The sequence below is a fragment of the Neobacillus niacini NBRC 15566 genome (assembly GCF_001591505.1).
Lineage (GTDB): Bacteria > Bacillota > Bacilli > Bacillales > Cytobacillaceae > Neobacillus > Neobacillus niacini.
Window position 1 is genome coordinate 19,903 of record NZ_BCVA01000002.1, and the last position, 17,959, is coordinate 37,861.

Annotated in this window: 19 protein-coding genes and 1 other annotated feature; of the genes, 13 read left to right on the forward strand and 6 right to left on the reverse strand. The window is 36.8% G+C overall.

The features are described 5' to 3' along the window. Positions 1–19: 19 nt before the first annotated feature. Positions 20–244 carry a hypothetical protein gene (locus BANA01_RS02000; protein WP_034673987.1) on the reverse strand — a complete coding sequence of 75 codons (225 nt, stop codon included), beginning with the start codon at positions 242–244 and terminating at the stop codon, positions 20–22. A gap of 181 nt (positions 245–425) precedes the next feature. On the opposite strand from BANA01_RS02000, the gene BANA01_RS02005 reads away from it, so the two are divergent. The 4 genes from BANA01_RS02005 (at position 426) to BANA01_RS02020 (ending at position 4,428) form a co-directional block, all read left to right on the forward strand. Then, on the forward strand, positions 426–1,358 hold the full coding sequence (locus tag BANA01_RS02005; protein WP_034673989.1) for a beta-ketoacyl-ACP synthase III: 933 nt from the start codon (positions 426–428) through the stop codon (positions 1,356–1,358). A gap of 48 nt (positions 1,359–1,406) precedes the next feature. Then, a complete protein-coding gene (gene fabF, locus BANA01_RS02010; protein ID WP_034673991.1) occupies positions 1,407–2,648 on the forward strand; it encodes a beta-ketoacyl-ACP synthase II in 1,242 nt (413 codons plus the stop codon). 115 nt (positions 2,649–2,763) lie between these two features. Next, positions 2,764–3,573 carry a DUF2268 domain-containing putative Zn-dependent protease gene (locus BANA01_RS02015; protein ID WP_063251648.1) on the forward strand — a complete coding sequence of 270 codons (810 nt, stop codon included), beginning with the start codon at positions 2,764–2,766 and terminating at the stop codon, positions 3,571–3,573. 108 nt (positions 3,574–3,681) lie between these two features. Beyond that, positions 3,682–4,428, forward strand: a complete 747-nt coding sequence (locus BANA01_RS02020; RefSeq protein ID WP_063251433.1) for a YjbA family protein — start codon at positions 3,682–3,684, stop codon at positions 4,426–4,428. Positions 4,429–4,470: 42 nt separating this feature from the next. Here the strand turns inward: BANA01_RS02020 and trpS are convergent, their stop codons facing one another. Next, positions 4,471–5,460, reverse strand: a complete 990-nt coding sequence (gene trpS / locus BANA01_RS02025; protein ID WP_034673979.1) for a tryptophan--tRNA ligase — start codon at positions 5,458–5,460, stop codon at positions 4,471–4,473. 57 nt (positions 5,461–5,517) lie between these two features. Then, positions 5,518–5,762 (reverse strand) — a binding site (T-box leader). Positions 5,763–5,822: 60 nt separating this feature from the next. Then, positions 5,823–6,008 carry a hypothetical protein gene (locus BANA01_RS02030; RefSeq protein WP_063251434.1) on the reverse strand — a complete coding sequence of 62 codons (186 nt, stop codon included), beginning with the start codon at positions 6,006–6,008 and terminating at the stop codon, positions 5,823–5,825. A 416-nt stretch (positions 6,009–6,424) separates the two neighbouring features. On the opposite strand from BANA01_RS02030, the gene spxA reads away from it, so the two are divergent. The 5 genes from spxA (at position 6,425) to pepF (ending at position 12,620) form a co-directional block, all read left to right on the forward strand. After that, positions 6,425–6,820, forward strand: a complete 396-nt coding sequence (gene spxA / locus BANA01_RS02035; protein ID WP_045519743.1) for a transcriptional regulator SpxA — start codon at positions 6,425–6,427, stop codon at positions 6,818–6,820. Between the two features lie 302 nt (positions 6,821–7,122). After that, positions 7,123–7,797 carry an adaptor protein MecA gene (mecA, locus tag BANA01_RS02040; RefSeq protein ID WP_034673973.1) on the forward strand — a complete coding sequence of 225 codons (675 nt, stop codon included), beginning with the start codon at positions 7,123–7,125 and terminating at the stop codon, positions 7,795–7,797. Between the two features lie 70 nt (positions 7,798–7,867). Further along, entirely contained in the window at positions 7,868–9,379 is a 1,512-nt protein-coding gene (gene cls / locus BANA01_RS02045; protein ID WP_034674007.1) for a cardiolipin synthase, read from the forward strand. A gap of 99 nt (positions 9,380–9,478) precedes the next feature. Next, positions 9,479–10,681 (forward strand): competence protein CoiA, encoded by a 1,203-nt coding sequence (locus BANA01_RS02050; RefSeq protein ID WP_063251435.1) that lies wholly within the window; start codon positions 9,479–9,481, stop codon positions 10,679–10,681. Between the two features lie 121 nt (positions 10,682–10,802). Further along, on the forward strand, positions 10,803–12,620 hold the full coding sequence (gene pepF, locus BANA01_RS02055) for an oligoendopeptidase F (RefSeq protein WP_034673957.1): 1,818 nt from the start codon (positions 10,803–10,805) through the stop codon (positions 12,618–12,620). Positions 12,621–13,098: 478 nt separating this feature from the next. Here pepF and BANA01_RS02060 read toward each other — a convergent pair whose 3' ends face one another. The 3 genes from BANA01_RS02060 to BANA01_RS02070 form a co-directional block, all read right to left on the reverse strand. Next, on the reverse strand, positions 13,099–13,968 hold the full coding sequence (locus tag BANA01_RS02060) for a ClpXP adapter SpxH family protein (RefSeq protein ID WP_034673962.1): 870 nt from the start codon (positions 13,966–13,968) through the stop codon (positions 13,099–13,101). Further along, positions 13,965–14,372, reverse strand: coding sequence for a globin domain-containing protein (locus BANA01_RS02065; protein WP_034673964.1), 408 nt, complete (start codon positions 14,370–14,372; stop codon positions 13,965–13,967). Before BANA01_RS02065 ends, BANA01_RS02060 begins: the two co-directional genes overlap by 4 nt. Before the next feature lie 71 nt (positions 14,373–14,443). Beyond that, positions 14,444–15,016 carry a CYTH domain-containing protein gene (locus tag BANA01_RS02070; protein WP_034673967.1) on the reverse strand — a complete coding sequence of 191 codons (573 nt, stop codon included), beginning with the start codon at positions 15,014–15,016 and terminating at the stop codon, positions 14,444–14,446. 122 nt (positions 15,017–15,138) lie between these two features. Between BANA01_RS02070 and BANA01_RS02075 the strand changes: the two genes are divergently transcribed. Genes BANA01_RS02075 through BANA01_RS02090 form a run of 4 tightly spaced genes read left to right on the forward strand, consistent with a single transcriptional unit; the run spans position 15,139 to position 17,932 of the window. Further along, complete coding sequence (locus BANA01_RS02075) at positions 15,139–15,498, forward strand: UPF0738 family protein (protein WP_034673968.1); 360 nt, start codon at positions 15,139–15,141, stop codon at positions 15,496–15,498. Positions 15,499–15,529: 31 nt separating this feature from the next. Continuing rightward, positions 15,530–16,168 carry a GTP diphosphokinase gene (yjbM, locus tag BANA01_RS02080; RefSeq protein WP_034673971.1) on the forward strand — a complete coding sequence of 213 codons (639 nt, stop codon included), beginning with the start codon at positions 15,530–15,532 and terminating at the stop codon, positions 16,166–16,168. A 40-nt stretch (positions 16,169–16,208) separates the two neighbouring features. Further along, positions 16,209–17,009, forward strand: a complete 801-nt coding sequence (locus BANA01_RS02085; protein ID WP_063251436.1) for an NAD kinase — start codon at positions 16,209–16,211, stop codon at positions 17,007–17,009. Between the two features lie 23 nt (positions 17,010–17,032). Then, positions 17,033–17,932, forward strand: a complete 900-nt coding sequence (locus tag BANA01_RS02090) for an RluA family pseudouridine synthase (RefSeq protein WP_235847040.1) — start codon at positions 17,033–17,035, stop codon at positions 17,930–17,932. Positions 17,933–17,959: the final 27 nt, after the last annotated feature.

Here is a 17,959-nt window from a genome sequence, read left to right on the forward strand (position 1 = left end):
CTGCCGTGACATAGGCAGCTTATTTTTTCTTCAAAAATCCTTGTACAAAAGGATAAACCTTTTGAAATAGTGGTTTTAAATTTTGGGAGGAATCCCTTAATTTACTTATGTTATCTATTATTGATTCTATATCGAGTGTAGATGGATTGAACTGAGGACTACCATGATTGCCCCGAACACTCTCTTTTTGTTTACCAAACATCATTCTTGAAAAGCGATCATCCCGATTGCTTTCATTCCCCATCGTACTGCCTCCTCCTAATAGTGTGATTCCCCTTTAGATTATGAAGTTTATGAACAAATGGTATGGACATAAGCGGGGATGGTTCATTTAAATGTTGCTTATTTATACTTTTATTTGATAAAATTAGTACCAAGTCATAATAATTACTAATAATTGATTAATCATATAAGGGGATGATTCCTTGAACGCTGGAATTGTTGGAATTGGAAGGTTTTTGCCAGAGAAGGTTGTTACAAATGCGGATTTAGAAAAAATTATGGATACATCAGATGAATGGATTCGAACACGAACAGGCATTGAAGAACGTCGTATCGCAGATGATAACACTAATACATCTGATATGGGATTTGCTGCTGCTCAAAAAGCAATCCAAGATGCAGGTATCACAGCAGAGGATATCGATTTAATCTTGGTTGCAACCGTAACGCCAGATCAGCCATTTCCTTCCGTTGCGTGCATGCTTCAAGAACGATTAGGTGCGAAAAAAGCTGCCGCAATGGACGTTAGTGCAGCATGTGCAGGTTTTATGTACGGTATTATTACCGGAAAGCAGTTTGTTGAATCAGGAGCTTATAAGCATGTTCTAGTAGTGGGGGTTGAAAAACTTTCAAAGATCACCGACTGGAATGACCGAAACACTGCCGTCTTATTCGGAGATGGTGCTGGCGCCGTTATCGTTGGAGAGGTGTCTGAGGGTAGAGGAATTCTTTCGTTTGAATTGGGTGCAGATGGCACGGGTGCAAAGCATTTATACCAAGATGAGTATATTATCATGAATGGACGGGAAGTATTTAAGTTTGCTGTTCGCCAGATGGGTGAAAGCTGTATTAACGTTCTTGAAAAAGCGGGGCTTACAAAAGAGGATGTTGATTTCCTTATCCCTCACCAAGCTAATATTCGTATTATGGAGGCTTCGAGACAAAGGCTTGAACTTCCAGTGGAAAAAATGTCAAAGACTGTGCATAAATACGGGAATACTTCGGCAGCATCTATTCCCATCTCTATTGTTGAGGAATTAGAGGCTGGAAGAATTAAAGACGATGACCTAATTGTTATGGTCGGTTTTGGCGGCGGTTTAACATGGGGTGCCATTGCGATTAGATGGGGTAAATAAGAGAAATAGTTAACTATATATTGAAGTGTATTAAAGGAGATGTATTATATGGATAAGCGCAGGGTTGTGGTTACTGGTCTAGGAGCGGTTACCCCGCTTGGTAACGATGTTGAAACGACATGGAAAGGGATTATTGAAGGAAAGTCTGGAATTGGCCCTTTAACACGTGTGAATGCAGAAGAGTATCCTGCAAAAGTTGCGGCACAGATTAATGACTTTAATCCAGAAACCTTTATGGATAGAAAAGAAGCAAGAAAAATGGACCGTTTTACCCAGTATGCGGTTGCAGCAGCGCTGATGGCTGTTGAGGATGCAAAGCTAACCATTACTGACGAAAATGCCGATCGTATCGGGGTGTGGATTGGTTCCGGTATTGGCGGAATGGAAACATTTGAAGAACAATATGAAATCTTTCAGAAAAGAGGGTACCGCAGGGTAAGTCCATTCTTTGTACCGATGCTGATTCCTGATATGGCGACTGGTCAAGTTTCGATCAGACTTGGTGCAAAAGGATTTAATTCTTGTACGGTAACTGCATGTGCAACAGGAACGAACTCAATTGGTGACGCCTTTAAAGTCATTCAGCGTGGAGACGCGGATGCCATGGTTACAGGTGGAGCAGAAGCACCAATTACGAAAATGTCAGTAGCTGGTTTCTGTGCGAATACAGCTCTTTCTACGAATCCAGATCCTAAAAATGCCAGCAGGCCATTTGATAAAAACCGCGATGGATTTGTTATCGGTGAGGGAGCGGGTATCGTTGTACTTGAAGAATTAGAACACGCATTAGCACGCGGTGCAAAAATATATGCTGAGATCGTTGGATACGGTGCAACAGGTGATGCCTATCATATAACAGCACCAGCCCCTGGTGGTGAAGGCGGCGCGCGCGCGATGAAAATGGCTATTAACGATGCCGGATTAAATATTGAAGAAATCGATTATATCAATGCACATGGAACTAGTACGGAGTATAACGATAAATTTGAGACACTCGCAGTTAAAGAAGTTTTTGGAGTCCATGCATACAATTTGGCAATGAGTTCAACTAAATCAATGACAGGTCATCTTCTAGGAGCAGCTGGTGGTGTTGAAGCAATTTTTACTGTCCTTGCGATGAAAGACAGTATTCTTCCTCCAACGATCAATTATGAAACTGCAGATCCAGAATGTGATTTAGATTATGTCCCAAATAAGGCACGTCAAAAGGAAATAAAAGCAGCAATGAGTAATTCTCTAGGCTTTGGAGGCCATAATGCAACAATAGTCTTCAAAAAATATGAAAAATAAGCAGCCTGACCAGGAAAACACCTGGTCGGCTTTTTTCTTTTATAGGACGACCAACGCGAACCACTTTTCATATCATTCATACTATGTAAAAAATGATAAGGTTTGGAGTGAGGAAATGGGCATCATTCGAACTGATAAGTGGCTGGAGGATGAGTTTGATCGTCCATTAAAAATATGCGAAAAGCTGCTCCCTGTTTTTAAGGGGCAAAGTGCTTCAAAGGTCTACAATCAATTGATAGATTTTGGGATGTACAGAGCCTCCCGGAGGACTGAGGAAATATTCAACGCTATGAAGGATAATATGGTTTGGCAAGAAGTGGAGGGGATTTTTCAGGAATATAAAAAGAAATGGGGCGGACCAGATATACCTATCTACATTTTTCCCATTGGACAAAGTAGAAGCTTCTTTTTTAGACAAGAAGATAAGGTGAAGGGTGGGGTCTCCTACCCGGACAAAATGTTTTTATTTCTTTCCGACAGCGTACCTTCAAAAGAGTTAGAAGCGCTATTTGTCCATGAATACCATCACATTTGCAGGTTAAATAAACAAACTAAAAGATTAGATGATTATACATTGCTTGATTCAATCATTATTGAAGGACTTGCAGAATACTCTGTTTTAATTCATTGCGGGAAAGATTATTTAGCCGATTGGTGTAAGATGTATTCAGAAGCTGAATTAGATAATCTTTGGGAAAAATTTTTACAAGGCAACTTAGACATAAAAAAGAGTGAAAAAAAACATGATGATTTATTGTATGGTTCAGGAAAAATACCAAGATTACTTGGATACGCTGTTGGTTTTAAAATTGTTGAAGATTATTATCGTAATTATGAATATTCTACAAAACTATCCTTTACTCAACCTGCAAAGAAATATTTAATAACTGAACAAAACTATACAAAAAATGGCCGAAAAAAATAGGCTTTTTTTTTTATCCTCATCAAAGAGTATTTGGTTCTTAAGGAATAAATTAACTTCTGTCTGCCCATACTGATTGACAAACAGTTTCTTGAAGTGAGGGGTTGTACAATGTTGTATCTTCATGATGTTTGGGTAAATTGGTTTGAAGGTGAAGAAAACGGGTATAATGTGTGCCACTTTCATGAATGGCGCAAAGATGATGGTGTAGAGCTGTTAGATCAAGCTCCTTTGTTAAAAGTAGAACCGATTCTCTTTCACTATATTGAGAACGATCTCTCAGAATTGCCTCAACAGCTTCTAGATGATATTTTTCAAAAGGCATATTTAAGGAAAAACCATGAAAGGGTTCAACTTGAGTACTGCTTCGTGGTTACAGATGGGGTTGGAATATTAGCAGTTGATACGATTGGGTATTCAATACCAATTAGAAAGAGCAGACTCATACCAAGACAGGAACAGCTTGTCTATGAAATGATTGCCAATCATGATGCAAAAAAATATCATTTTCAACAGAATTCAGTGGATAAAGATTTTCATATTTTATCACCTGAACCGGAATTAATGACGGGATTAACGCGAAAAGAGCGTCAGCTAAAACAGTTGTTATTTATGGCACTTGATCAATTACATACATCTAAGAACGAAGCAGAAGTCCGTTATTGGTTTACTGAATGGTGTCCAGAGCAATACTCGGCGATTCAGGAATTGAATTTTGAGAAAGCATGGGAGCAATTGTTTGAGGAAACGAAATACGGTTGGTCTAAAAAGCATGAAACTTTTTGTGAGAATTTAATAAAAGGTCAGCCATTTTTTGAAAAGCTATGGGAAATGGAGCATGGTCCGAAAGTAAATTAAAAAACAGGTCACGATAGTAAACACTTTCGTGACCTGTTTTCTTTATCTTCTTTTTCTGCCTAATCCCATGGCATTTTCCATTTTCTTTACGGTTTTGCTTGCGACTTGGTTTGCTTTCTCAGCGCCTTCGTCCAAAATTCTGTCTAGTTCAGTTGATTCCATTAAGTTCTTATATTTTTCTTGTATTGGTTCAAATACATCTACGACTACTTGTGCTAAATCACCTTTGAAATCACCATAGCCTTTTCCTTCATACATTACTTCAAGCTCAGCAATGGTCTTTTTGCCGAGAATGGAGTAAATAGACAGTAAGTTGGAAATTCCTGGCTTGTTAATTTTATCAAATTTAACAATTCCTTCTGAATCTGTAACTGCACTTTTTATCTTTTTAATAATTTGTTTTGGCTCATCTAAAGGTGTGATAAAAGCTTTATTATTTGGATCAGATTTGCTCATTTTTTTTGTTGGTTCCTGTAACGACATAATCCTTGCTCCGACTTCAGGAATTCGAATATCTGGGATGGTTAAAATCTCCCCATATTTTTTATTGAATCTTTCTGCTAAATCACGTGTTAATTCCATGTGCTGCTTCTGATCTTCACCAACCGGAACTAGATGGGTATTGTATAAAAGAATGTCTGCGGCCATTAGTGGCGGGTAGGTTAATAAACTTGCAGAAACAGCCTCCTTACCAGCTGACTTATCCTTAAATTGAGTCATTCTTTCCAATTCACCTATATAAGCAATACATTGCATCATCCATCCTGCTTGGGCATGAGCGGGAACTTCCGATTGGATAAACAAGGTTGCTTTCTTTGGATCAATCCCAACGGCTAGATAAAGTGCCGCCAAGCTGCGAATATTCTTTCGAAGCTCTAAACGATCCTGAGGGACTGTTATCGCGTGCTGGTCAACGATGCAAAAGTAGCAGTTATAATCATTCTGCAATTCAACAAATTGCATCATTGCCCCAATATAGTTTCCAAGTGTAATGGTTCCACTTGGCTGAATACCTGAAAAAATCGTTTTCATGACCGAAATCCTCCTAATTATTTATATAAATAAAAAAAACCATTCATCCCTAAAAACGATAGGGACGAATGGTTCGCGGTACCACCCTAATTACTCAAAAGAGTCACTCAATCCAGATCTATCTAGAATGGATAGACTAGGAATCCTTTTAACGCAAGGTTAACGTCTTTTCCTACTAATCATTTTGGAAGTTCAGAAAGAAGCTCAAAAGTCCATTCGGTATTTTTCCGTGTTTGTTTTCACCAGCCACAAACTCTCTGAAACGGTTAAAAATACGTACTACTCTTTGTCATCGCTAAAGTAAATAATTTATTTATACCTATTATAAATAAATGTAAATTTGGAATCAAGTAAATGAAGGATTACTTCTTCTTCCCGCCAACACCTTTCCATCCCGTTTGGAATCTCGCACTTTGGTCAACAAATTCAGAGCGTTTTTTTCCTCCGAAAGCCTTTTCACCAAAACCATTCGTGATTACACCCATAAATGCAGTAATTCCAATAATTAAAATCGCAACCATCGATAAATCAGCTATGTAGCCGGCCATGAATATACCTCCATATTCCCATTCTAAGTTATAATCAACTGTTTATAATGTTTAAATCTCCTCATGTATATTTTAAAAGAACTTGGATGTTATTAAAAGAGGTAAAGTTATAAAAACATTAAAAGTTATACAAAAATGAAGGCGTTTTCACTATGTGAGGTTTAATTGAGAATATTTCCGGGTATAGAAAGAATGAAACCTTTTCAATATTTAGACGTCTAATATAATGAATAAATTTAAATAGGCTAAAAGTTTGACATTTAATTAAATTTGAAAAAGGGATACCTTTTTTAGAAACAGTGGTGTATAATTAATGATATATATTACTTATTTATAATCATTTTAATCAAGAAACATTAATATGGATAGATTTACTATAGATTTGAATAGTAATTAAAAGAGGAGTGTGGAGACGAATGGTAACATTATACACTTCACCAAGTTGTACATCATGCCGGAAAGCAAAATCATGGTTAGAAGAACATGAAATTCCATATACCGAAAGAAATATTTTTTCTGAGCCATTATCGATTGAAGAGATTAAAGAAATCCTTCGTATGACTGAGGATGGTACAGACGAGATTATCTCTACAAGATCAAAGACTTTTCAAAAGTTAGATGTTAATTTAGATACCATGCCGCTTCAGGATTTATTTGAATTAATTAAAGCTAATCCTGGTTTATTACGCCGTCCAATTATTATTGACGAAAAGCGTCTTCAGGTTGGATATAATGAGGACGAAATTCGACGTTTTTTACCTAGAAGAGTACGTACCTTCCAATTAAGAGAAGCTCAGCGTATGGTAAATTAAAACGAATGAGACTAAGCCTTCAAATCTGAAGGCTTTTTTTGCACCTCTTTTGGTTTGAGATTTCTCTGTCATTTTGTTACAATATAAGGAATATCTAATTAATAGGCAAATGAATGGTTTTTGCAATTAGGAGTAAATTTATTTCCCAATTTGATACTTTTGTCATAAAATGAAAGTACAGGGATTATAATCTTTTTTTACATTACAATAATTAATCCTTTCTACTTGGGTAATTGCCAAAAAGCATTGTCTGCTGGGGGTATTTTGTCCCTTCAATAAGGAAACGGAAGGGAGAGGTAACGATGGAAATCGAACGAATTAATGAGAATACAGTAAAGTTTTACATTTCTTATGGTGATATAGAAGAACGAGGCTTCGATCGTGAAGAAATTTGGTACAATCGGGAGCGAAGTGAGGAGCTTTTCTGGGAAATGATGGATGAAGTACATCAAGAAGAAGAGTTTGTTGTTGAAGGCCCGCTGTGGATTCAAGTGCAGGCATTAGAGAAAGGGCTAGAAATTCTTGTGACAAAAGCACAGGTGTCAAAGGATGGACAAAAGTTTGAGCTGCCAATCCCAAATGAAAAATTAAAGGATCTGCCTGTTGATGGCAACATAGAAGAGATCCTGGATCACCATTTTAATCCTGGAAATCGTGATGATGCTGATGATCTTTTACTTGAAGAAGAATCGTTAGAGTTTTTAATTGCTTTCAAAGATTTTGAAGATGTCATTATGTTATCAAATCGTGGCGGACTTGATGATTTGGTTACTGTGTTGTACAACTTTGAAAATAAATATTATTTATATACTGAGTTTCCAGAAGATTTATTTGAAGAAGATGAAATTGATGATATTCTAAGTATTCTGCTTGAATATGGTTATGAAACACAACTCACTATTCATCGAATCCATGAGTATGGGAAAAAGATAATTTCTGAGAATGTTTTTGCTGAAATAAGAAAACATTTTAAATAAACGTGCCGATTTCGATTTTTGAAATCGGTATTTTTTACATAGGTATAAAAACTTTTTGAGGGTGATGAGACTGAAAAACACAGTAAGGGTTGTATTGTTTGTACTGGTTCTATCCATACTTATGTTTTTCTTTAAGGAGTATTTACAGGTTGGAATATTTGGTTTTTTGAGCCTATTGATAACGCTTTCTGTTATTTTTATTGCATTCGTCATATTTTTAGAAAATCGACACCCGACACAAACCATTACCTGGCTGGTGGTATTGGGTAGCTTTCCACTAGTGGGTTTCTTTTTCTATTTACTTTTCGGAAGAAATTACCGAAAGGAGAAAATGTATCGGAAGAAGTATTTTCTCGACAAACAAGCTTTCTTGACTGTGGAGGGTGAAGATGACCCGAGAAGTGAAGAAAAACTTGGATTAATGGCCGAGCACCAAGCTAGGCTATTTACTTTGGCGCAAAAATTGGGGAATAGTCCAATTTCCTTTGACACCGCAACGAAGGTACTAACGAACGGGAAGGAAACCTTTCATCACATCCTTGAGCAATTGAATAGAGCCAGACATCATATACATATGGAATATTATATTGTGAGAGATGATGAAATTGGACGAGAAATAAAGAAAATTTTAATTGAAAAGGCTGCACAAGGGGTAAAGGTAAGATTCTTGTATGACGCAGTGGGTTCTTGGAGATTATCCAAAAGATTTATTAATGATTTAAAAAATGCAGGGATTGAAACAGTTTGTTTTGGTCCTGTTAAGCTGCCGTTTTTAAATAATAAATTTAATTTCAGAAATCACCGTAAAATTATTGTCATTGATGGAATGATCGGGTTTGTAGGCGGGCTAAATATTGGTGATGAATATTTAGGAAGAAATGACACTTATGGCTTTTGGCGGGACACCCACTTAATGTTGCGAGGAGAAGCTGTAAGATCGCTGCAGTTAATCTTTTTACAAGATTGGTATTACATGACGAACCACAGCTTCTTAACTGCCGAATATTTGTCTCCGCAAATAGATGAAAAAAATCATGGCGGCGTTCAATTAATTGCTGGCGGTCCGGACAATGAATGGAGTGTAATTAAGAATATCTTTTTCTCGATGATTACTTCGGCAAAGGAATCTGTTTGGATTGCCTCACCATACTTTATTCCGGATGAAGATATATTTTCAGCGATAAAAGTAGCTGCGCTTTCTGGCATTGATGTAAGATTACTTGTTCCTAATCGCCCTGATAAACGAATCGTCTTTCATGCTTCTAGATCTTACTTTCCTGAGCTTTTAGAAGCTGGTGTAAAGGTCTATGAATATGAACGCGGGTTTATGCATAGTAAAATCGTTATTGTTGACCATGAGCTCGCTTCTATTGGAACCTCTAATATGGATATGCGCAGTTTTCATTTAAATTTTGAGGTAAATGCTTTCTTATTTCGAACCAAAAGCACTCAGAAACTTGTGGCGGAGTATATTAATGATCTAGAATATGCGAAACAGCTTGAATTAACATCTTTTAGAAAAAGACATATCGGATTACGGTTGATTGAATCTACTGCTAGGTTACTATCACCGCTGCTATAAGTTCACAAACTCGTCAAATTGGCGGGTTTTCTTTTTTTATAAAAAAGGATTTCCAATTAGATAACACGAATGTAAGAAAGAAAAGGAGGTTGATAACCATTGCTGACGGCACAAACACATTCAGGTACCATTTTTAGCTTAGGTAAGGAGTATAACAAGGAGACACTCATGTTTATACGAAAAAATGAAAAATTTTTTTGTCCAGCTTGTGGGGAGCGAGTTTCACTTAAGCTGGGGACCCAAAGAATTTACCACTTTGCACACCGAAGCGGAACGGTTTGCAGGGAATTCTATGAAGGAGAAACGATTTATCATATGAAAGGAAAACTGCAGCTTTATCAGTGGCTGGAAAGACAAAGAATTCCTGTAGAATTAGAATATTATGATTCTATAATTAAACAGCGCCCTGATATTTTATTCCTTTACGATGGTAAGAAATACGCATTAGAATATCAATGTTCACCAATTACAGAAGAAATATTTAAGAAGCGAACAGAGGCCTATCGCCAACAAAATTACATTCCTCTTTGGATCCAAGGCAGTAAGCATCTGAAAACAAAAAGGAATAGTGTCTTCTCTTTATCAAACTTTGATTATTTCTTTTTTAGAAAAACAGAGAGCCAATTGATATTGCCTTCTTATTGCCCCGAAGAAAAACAATTTAAAATCCTCAGTTCGGTCTATCCTTTTTCTATAAAAAATGCAGTCGCCAACATCACCTATCATTCCCTCGAAAATACTAAATTGGAAGAAGTTTTAGCACCGCAAATAAATAATTATTTCAGCTTCGCGAAATGGTCAAAGGAGATGGAGAGATTCACATTAAATTGGTCACTCCATCCGAGTCCCGAGCTCCATCGATTTCTTCGTGAAATCTATATTCATAACCTCAACTTATATTTGCTTCCCCCAGAAATTGGTTTACCTGTTCGCCATTCTTTATTCATTCAAACACCTGCAATTATTTGGCAAACCTATTTATTTTTAGATGTATTGCTAAATAAAACACTTTATGAGCTTGTTAATTTAAAGGAAGTTGAAAGAAATTACAGTAAGAGAATCATGAATAATGAGATTATCATCAGGAATATTCCACAAATAACGAATGAAAAGTCTTTTCAAGCTGTGAAAGAGTATTTATTTCAACTAGAAAAACTCGGAATTCTTATAAAAAAAACTGAAACGGTCTTTCAACTTCAAACTAAAATCTCCGTTCCAAAATCTAATCGGGAAAAGGAGGAACGAAGGAATGAATTTCACCAAAAATATAAGACCATCCTAGAAACTATAAATGAAATATAACTTTAGGGCATAATATAATGGGTAAAACTAAAAAAATAAAGGAAAAACAATAAAAAAGGAGAATATTAACAGGGGTAAATTTTTTTCGTGATCCGAATAAATTTTGAATGGAGGAAGAAATATGGCAAACGAAGCTACAATAAAGGCGTTGCCTTCAAGAAGTGAAATTCCGGTTGAAGATACATGGAGATTAGAGGATATCTTTGCTAACGATAAAGAGTGGGAAAATGAATTTCAAGATGTAAAGAGTAAGATTTCTGGGATTAAAGAGTTTGAAGGGAAACTTGGGGAGAGTGCAGATGCTCTTTATAATGCTCTCCAGTTTCAGGATAAGCTCCTTGAAAGAATAGGAAAGTTATATACATACGCTCATATGCGTTATGACCAGGATACAACAAATTCTTTTTATCAGGGATTAGATGATAGAATGAAAAACCTCTATTCACAAGCTGGCAGTCAATTAGCCTTTATTGTTCCTGAAATACTTTCATTAGAGGAAAGCAAGGTTAATGGATTTATAAAAGAAAAAACTGAACTTAAGCTTTATGAGCATGCGATTGAGGAGATTAACCTTCAGAGACCACACGTTTTGTCAGCTGAAATGGAAGCATTGTTAGCAGAAGCTGGTGAAGTAATGGATGCTTCCAGTAATACTTTCGGAATGTTAAATAATGCAGATTTAAAGTTCCCTTCCGTAAAAGATGAAAATGGTGAAGAGGTTGAGATTACCCATGGTCGTTATATCCGTTTTCTAGAAAGTGCTGACCAAAGAGTTCGACGTGACGCCTTTAAAGCTGTTTACGACACTTATGGGAATTTCCGCAATACCTTCGCTAGCACAATCAGCGGGAATGTGAAAAAGGATAATTTCAATGCAAGAATTAGAAAATATGACTCTGCTAGGCATGCAGCACTATCTGCTAATAATATTCCTGAAAGCGTGTATGATAATTTAGTAAACACAGTAAACGATCATTTACACTTATTGCACCGCTACGTTAAGCTCAGGAAAAAGGTTTTAGGGGTAGACGAACTGCATATGTACGATCTCTACACTCCCCTTGTAAAAGATGTAAAAATGGAGATTCCTTATAAACAAGCAGAAGAGCTTGTAATCAAAGGGCTTGCTCCATTGGGCGAGGAGTATTCAAAGATCCTACAAGAGGGGTTTGAAAACCGCTGGGTAGATGTACACGAAAATAAAGGAAAGCGAAGCGGCGCTTATTCTTCAGGAGCATATGGTACAAATCCATATATTCTTATGAATTGGCAAGATAATGTGAATAACTTATTTACGTTAGCTCATGAATTTGGCCATTCTGTCCATAGCTACTATACAAGGAAAAATCAGCCATATCCTTATGGGAACTATTCAATTTTTGTTGCGGAAGTAGCTTCAACTTGTAACGAAGCGCTATTAAATGACTATTTATTAAAAACAATTGATGACGAGCAAAAAAGAATCTATTTATTAAATCATTATTTAGAAGGCTTCAGAGGCACTGTATTCCGTCAAACGATGTTTGCAGAATATGAGCATTTAATTCACCAAAAGGCCCAAAATAATGAGGCTTTAACAGCGGATTCCTTAACCAGTGAATATTATGCCTTAAATAAGAAATATTTTGGTGAAGAGGATATCGTTATTGATGAAGAAATCGGCTTAGAGTGGGCAAGAATACCACATTTCTATTACAATTATTATGTATATCAATATGCAACCGGCTTCAGTGCAGCAACCGCATTAAGCAAGCAAATCCTAGAGGAAGGCGAGCCAGCAGTAAAGCGTTATATTGATTTCTTAAGCTCTGGAAGCTCCGATTATCCAATTGAAGTACTAAAGAAAGCTGGAGTAGATATGACAAGCGCCGACCCAATCAGGGATGCATGTAAAGTATTTGAAGAAAAGTTAAATGAACTAGAGCAGTTATTATCTTAACGAGTAAAGGAGAGTGCCATGGGTACTCTCCTTTAAAATCCTTTAAATCTTTTTCGATCATTCAGATAAAAGAGAAACACGAAAATTCCAATAAAAAAAAGTGGAATACTAATAATCAGCGGAAAGATCTTCATTAACGCAAGGATATGGAGTGAAAATCCGAAAAGTATAAAGAGAATCATCAAAATAACAGGTAAATTCTTCATCCGACATGCCACCTTATTTTTAAGTAACGGAATAAACCTAGTTATACTATATTGTCCAAAATAGAATAATATGATATTTTGACAATTATGTGAAATAACGCACAAGCTCATTGTCATCAGGTTCATTTACATGGTATATTCTATACGTGAAGTTAATCACAACAAACATATACCCCTTTGTTTGACCGTGAAAAATTTCTCCCATCCCCTTTGTTCGTATTAATAGAAAAAGACCTTGCAGTTATAACTGCAAGGTCTTTTCATGTTGAAAATCAATTCTCTTCTACATAGCGCCAAAAGGTTCCATATTTAGCAGGAAGCTGTTCAACCTTTTGAAGTAATAGCAATTTTTTCATTTCCCGTTCCACCTGAGAAATGGACATGTTATAAACGACAGCAATTTCCTTCGAAGCAACTAGTTTAAAATATTTCAAAAATGTTTCTAACGGCGGCGGCTGATTTTTAACTGGCTGTTCAGAAAGCATTTCTTCAAGAATTTGAACATAAACTTCATACGGGTAAGAACCCGTAATTTTAATTCCTTCATCTTCTGCATTTTCATTAAAAAAAACAAGGGTAGGAATTTCTTGTACTTCCATCTCAGTGGTAATTTTCAAGTCACACTGAAAAGCTTTTGCTGCACTTTCGGAATGGAAATCAGAAATAAATTCCCCGACATCTAATCCTGCGCTCTTTGCACAAGATTTTAATACCTCAAAATGGGAGATGTTTTGTTTAGCAATAAATAGTTTTTCTTGTACTTTGCGAAGAAACCGTATACCAGCTCGTCTGCCTTGCAGTTCTGCGGCCTTTATGGCAACCGAAGCAATATACGGGGAAGCTACTGGATCTTCTAACCATAGGCTCCCATCACAGGACATCCCTGATCTGCTTGCTGTCTTTTCCCATAGTTCGGCAATCACTTCATAATTTTTCTTTTTGCTAACATTTAAATTTGCGATAGTCCCACTTAAAACGTGTTTAATGGAAAAATAGCGGCCATATTCAATGTGCAGTTTTTTTAGAATTGGTTCGAGTGCCCAGCACTCTGGGCATAAAGGATCGATGAACATATATATTTCGAGTGGCTTCTTGTCAAAATTGTAGACCTGCTGCTTTGAAGTGAACCTAGGGTTACTCACGAACTTTCACCTGGTATCTCACTGGTATCTGGCTTATTGATCATGTGTTGGGCAGTAAGATAGAGCCTTGAATAAAAATCATCCCTTATCGGACCCTCTAATCCAGTCTTGTCCATCGCTTGTTTCATGCAAGATAGCCATGCTTTTGCACGGTTAGGAGTAATGGGAAAAGGCAAATGTCGTGCACGCATCATCGGATGACCATGCTCCTCGGTATACAACGCTGGTCCCCCCAAATATTGTGTCAAAAATTGCTTTTGTTTCCTAGCAATTTCGGAAAATTTATTTGGAAAGATTGGTGCAAGATCAGGATGTTGTGCAACTAAACCATAAAAAGTATCCACTAGGCGGTGTAAGGTATCTTCGCCGATGGCTTCATATGGAGTAGGCTTTTTCTCATTCATGTTGACAACTCCTTTAAAAATGTTTGTATTATTATTTTATCAATGGATTTTTCATATCTCAAATAAACCGCTTATAATTTTTGCTTATAAAACCGAGCAATCTTATTTTGGGTGGCCCGTAAGGGAATATTATATTGTTCAAGAAGCTCTTCGAATACACGTTGACCAACTTGAAAATCTTCCACTTCGTATTCAACCTCGTAGTCTTCCGTATTTAGATATAAACTATGATCTAATACTAAAAGTCCTTCTCTATAAGTGAATTCAGCTCTTTTCGTTGTGAGAGATCCGAAATATTCTAAAACCATTATCGGTTTATTTAATAGTTCCAATCGTTCGTGAACGATTCCCTTAGGGATTATTCCATTTTTAATCGCACCCAAGAATTCATCTAGAGATAGAATTTGTGTGGTTTCTAACAGACCAACAGCAGCTGGCTGCTTAAGTGTCATTTCATAGTAATCTTTTTTTTCCCTTATCCTTAAAGCAGAACCTAATTCCTTTAATGTGAAATCAGGTGTATCAAAATAATGATTTGTTTGGCTGATGATTTGGTCTTCCTTTACTCTAAATGCTTTAAGCAGTTTTTTATACTCAGCTTTTGTAAGTAGATTTTTAAATTCTATTTCAATTGTCTCTGACATCGTTAGTCCATCCTTTCTAATGCGTCCTCTTATTTTATCTTAGCATTTGGCCGAACCGCAATTCTTGGGAGAAATGGATAGATTATGCTAAAATAGTAGGGTAAATGTTGGAGGTAAATAAAATGAATAAAAGAATACTAATTAGCAAGGCGAACATATCAGATAATAAGCTACTATTACAAGTAAATGAGCCTATTTCGGGATTAATCCCAACAGAACAAATTCTTGTTGATTCTAAGCAATTTTCTTTTGTCTATCTAATGGAGAATCAAGAGGGATATACATATATTGACATTCCTGAACCCATTTGGCCATTATTAAAAGAGACATTAACAAGACAAATTGCAGTATGGATTCACTTTGATGAAGAAGAATTGGAGTTAACTAATTTTAATGAGGAATTAGTTGATATTATTAACAACATTAGAGGAAATAGTAATTATGGTGAAGAGATGGTCGCAAAAGTAGAAGGAATTTTTTAAACATATTATAGTTTCTTATTGAGGTGGAATCATGAAGCATTGGGACCAATTCTTAGCTCCATATAAACAAGCCGTATCAGAGCTGAAAATAAAATTAAAGGGTATGAGAGGACAATTTGAGTTAGACTCCAGCCATTCACCTATTGAATTTGTAACTGGTCGAGTCAAGCCAATTGCGAGTATCCTTGATAAGGCAAATCAAAAAGGTATTCCACTTGATAAATTGGAAGAAGAGATGCAAGACATTGCCGGTATGCGTATCATGTGTCAATTCGTAGATGATATCCATCATGTTGTCGACTTGTTAAGGAATCGAAATGACCTAGAAATCGTCGAGGAAAGAGATTATATTTCACATAAAAAAACGAGTGGATATCGTTCTTACCATGTTGTCATACGTTATCCAGTTCAAACGATTCACGGGGAAAAGAAAATACTAGCTGAAATTCAAATTAGAACATTGGCAATGAACTTCTGGGCGACAATTGAACATACGTTAAATTATAAATACAAAGGAATTTTTCCCGCAGATATTAAAATGAGGCTGCAAAGTGCTGCAGAGGCAGCGTTTCGTTTAGATGAGGAAATGTCCTTAATTCGTGGTGAGATCCAAGAAGCACAAGCATTCTTCACAAGAAATAAGGAGTTTAAGCAAGAGGAGAAAAGTTAATATAGGCATTGTAAGTATTATATTACAAGGAGAAAACATTATGAAATTTGCGATTACATCCAAAGGAGATCAAAAATCGAATATCTTAATGCATAAAATGCGTACCTATTTACTCGACTTTGATCTAATTTACGATGAGGATCAACCGGATATTGTCGTTTCAATTGGCGGGGATGGGACACTACTATATGCATTTCACCGATATAGCAGCCGTTTGGATAAAACTGCCTTTGTCGGAATACATACAGGCCATCTAGGTTTTTATGCCGACTGGACAGCTGATGAAATCGAAAAACTTGTGATTGCAATTGCCAAAACTCCATATCAGGTTGTTGAATATCCATTAATTGAAGTAATCATTCGTTATCAGCATGCTGGAAAAGAATCTCGGTATCTTGCCCTAAACGAATCAACTGTCAAAAGTGTCGAGGGGACATTGGTTATGGATGTAGAAATCCGCGGACAGCACTTTGAACGCTTTCGGGGTGATGGTCTATGCGTTTCCACGCCATCTGGAAGTACAGCATACAATAAAGCACTTGGCGGAGCGATTATCCATCCTTCGATTCCGGCATTGCAGGTAGCTGAAATGGCTTCAATCAATAACCGTGTCTTTCGGACTGTTGGTTCACCGCTAATCCTGCCGTCCCATCATACTTGTATGCTAAAACCTGTTAATCGTCCGGATTTTCAAGTCACCGTTGATCATCTTACATTACTTCATAAGGATGTAAAGTCCATTCAATTTAGAGTGCCAGATGAAAAAATTCGCTTTGCTCGGTTCCGTCCATTTCCTTTTTGGAAGAGGGTTCATGACTCCTTTATATCAGATTCGGACTAATCACCATGCTGGGAGGACGCCAGGTGAAACCAAATTTTGAATTGCAGTGGACCATTAATAAAAATCATGAGGGTAGAATGATTAGGGAGTTCTTGAAGGAAAAGGAAATCTCTCGGATTGCGCTAACAGATATTAAATTCAAAGGTGGTAAAATTCTAGTTAATAACACGGAAGTGAATGTCCGCTATGTGTTAAAAGCAGACGATATTGTCACCGTTATTTTCCCTCCTGAAAATCCAAGTGAAGGTGTTTCAGGCGAAAAAATCAAATTAGAGATTCTTTTCGAAGACCCATTTATACTGGTTGTAAATAAACCAGCGGGGATGAGTACGATACCATCTAGGGAACATCCCAATGGAAGTTTAGCAAATGCCTTGGTTGGGTACTACGAAGATATAGGAATTAGAGCCACTTCCCATATTGTTACCCGTTTAGACCGGGATACCTCAGGGATTGTTTTAATTGCAAAACATCGGCATGTACATCATTTATTAAGCAAGCAGCAACAAAATGGTCATGTAAAAAGAACGTATGAGGCATTTGCTGAGGGTAGTTTAAAAAGCGATACCGGCTCGATTGAAGAACCAATTGGCAGGAGATCTGACAGTATAATACAAAGAGAAGTCCGTAATGATGGACAATATGCATGTACCCACTACAAAGTGCTAAAAAGGTATAAGGAGTTCAGCCATGTTGAGCTAATTCTAGAGACTGGCAGAACACATCAAATTCGGGTACATATGTCTTTTATTGGTCACCCTTTACTGGGAGATGATTTGTATGGGGGAAATCTTTTTCTTATTGAGCGCCAGGCCCTGCATTGTAAAAAAATTCACTTCATACACCCTTTTAACTTCATGGAAATGGATTTCACTGCACCATTTCCATTAGATATGGATGAAATAATAAAGGCTGCCCTTTAAATGGCCAGCCTTTTGCATTTTTTGATG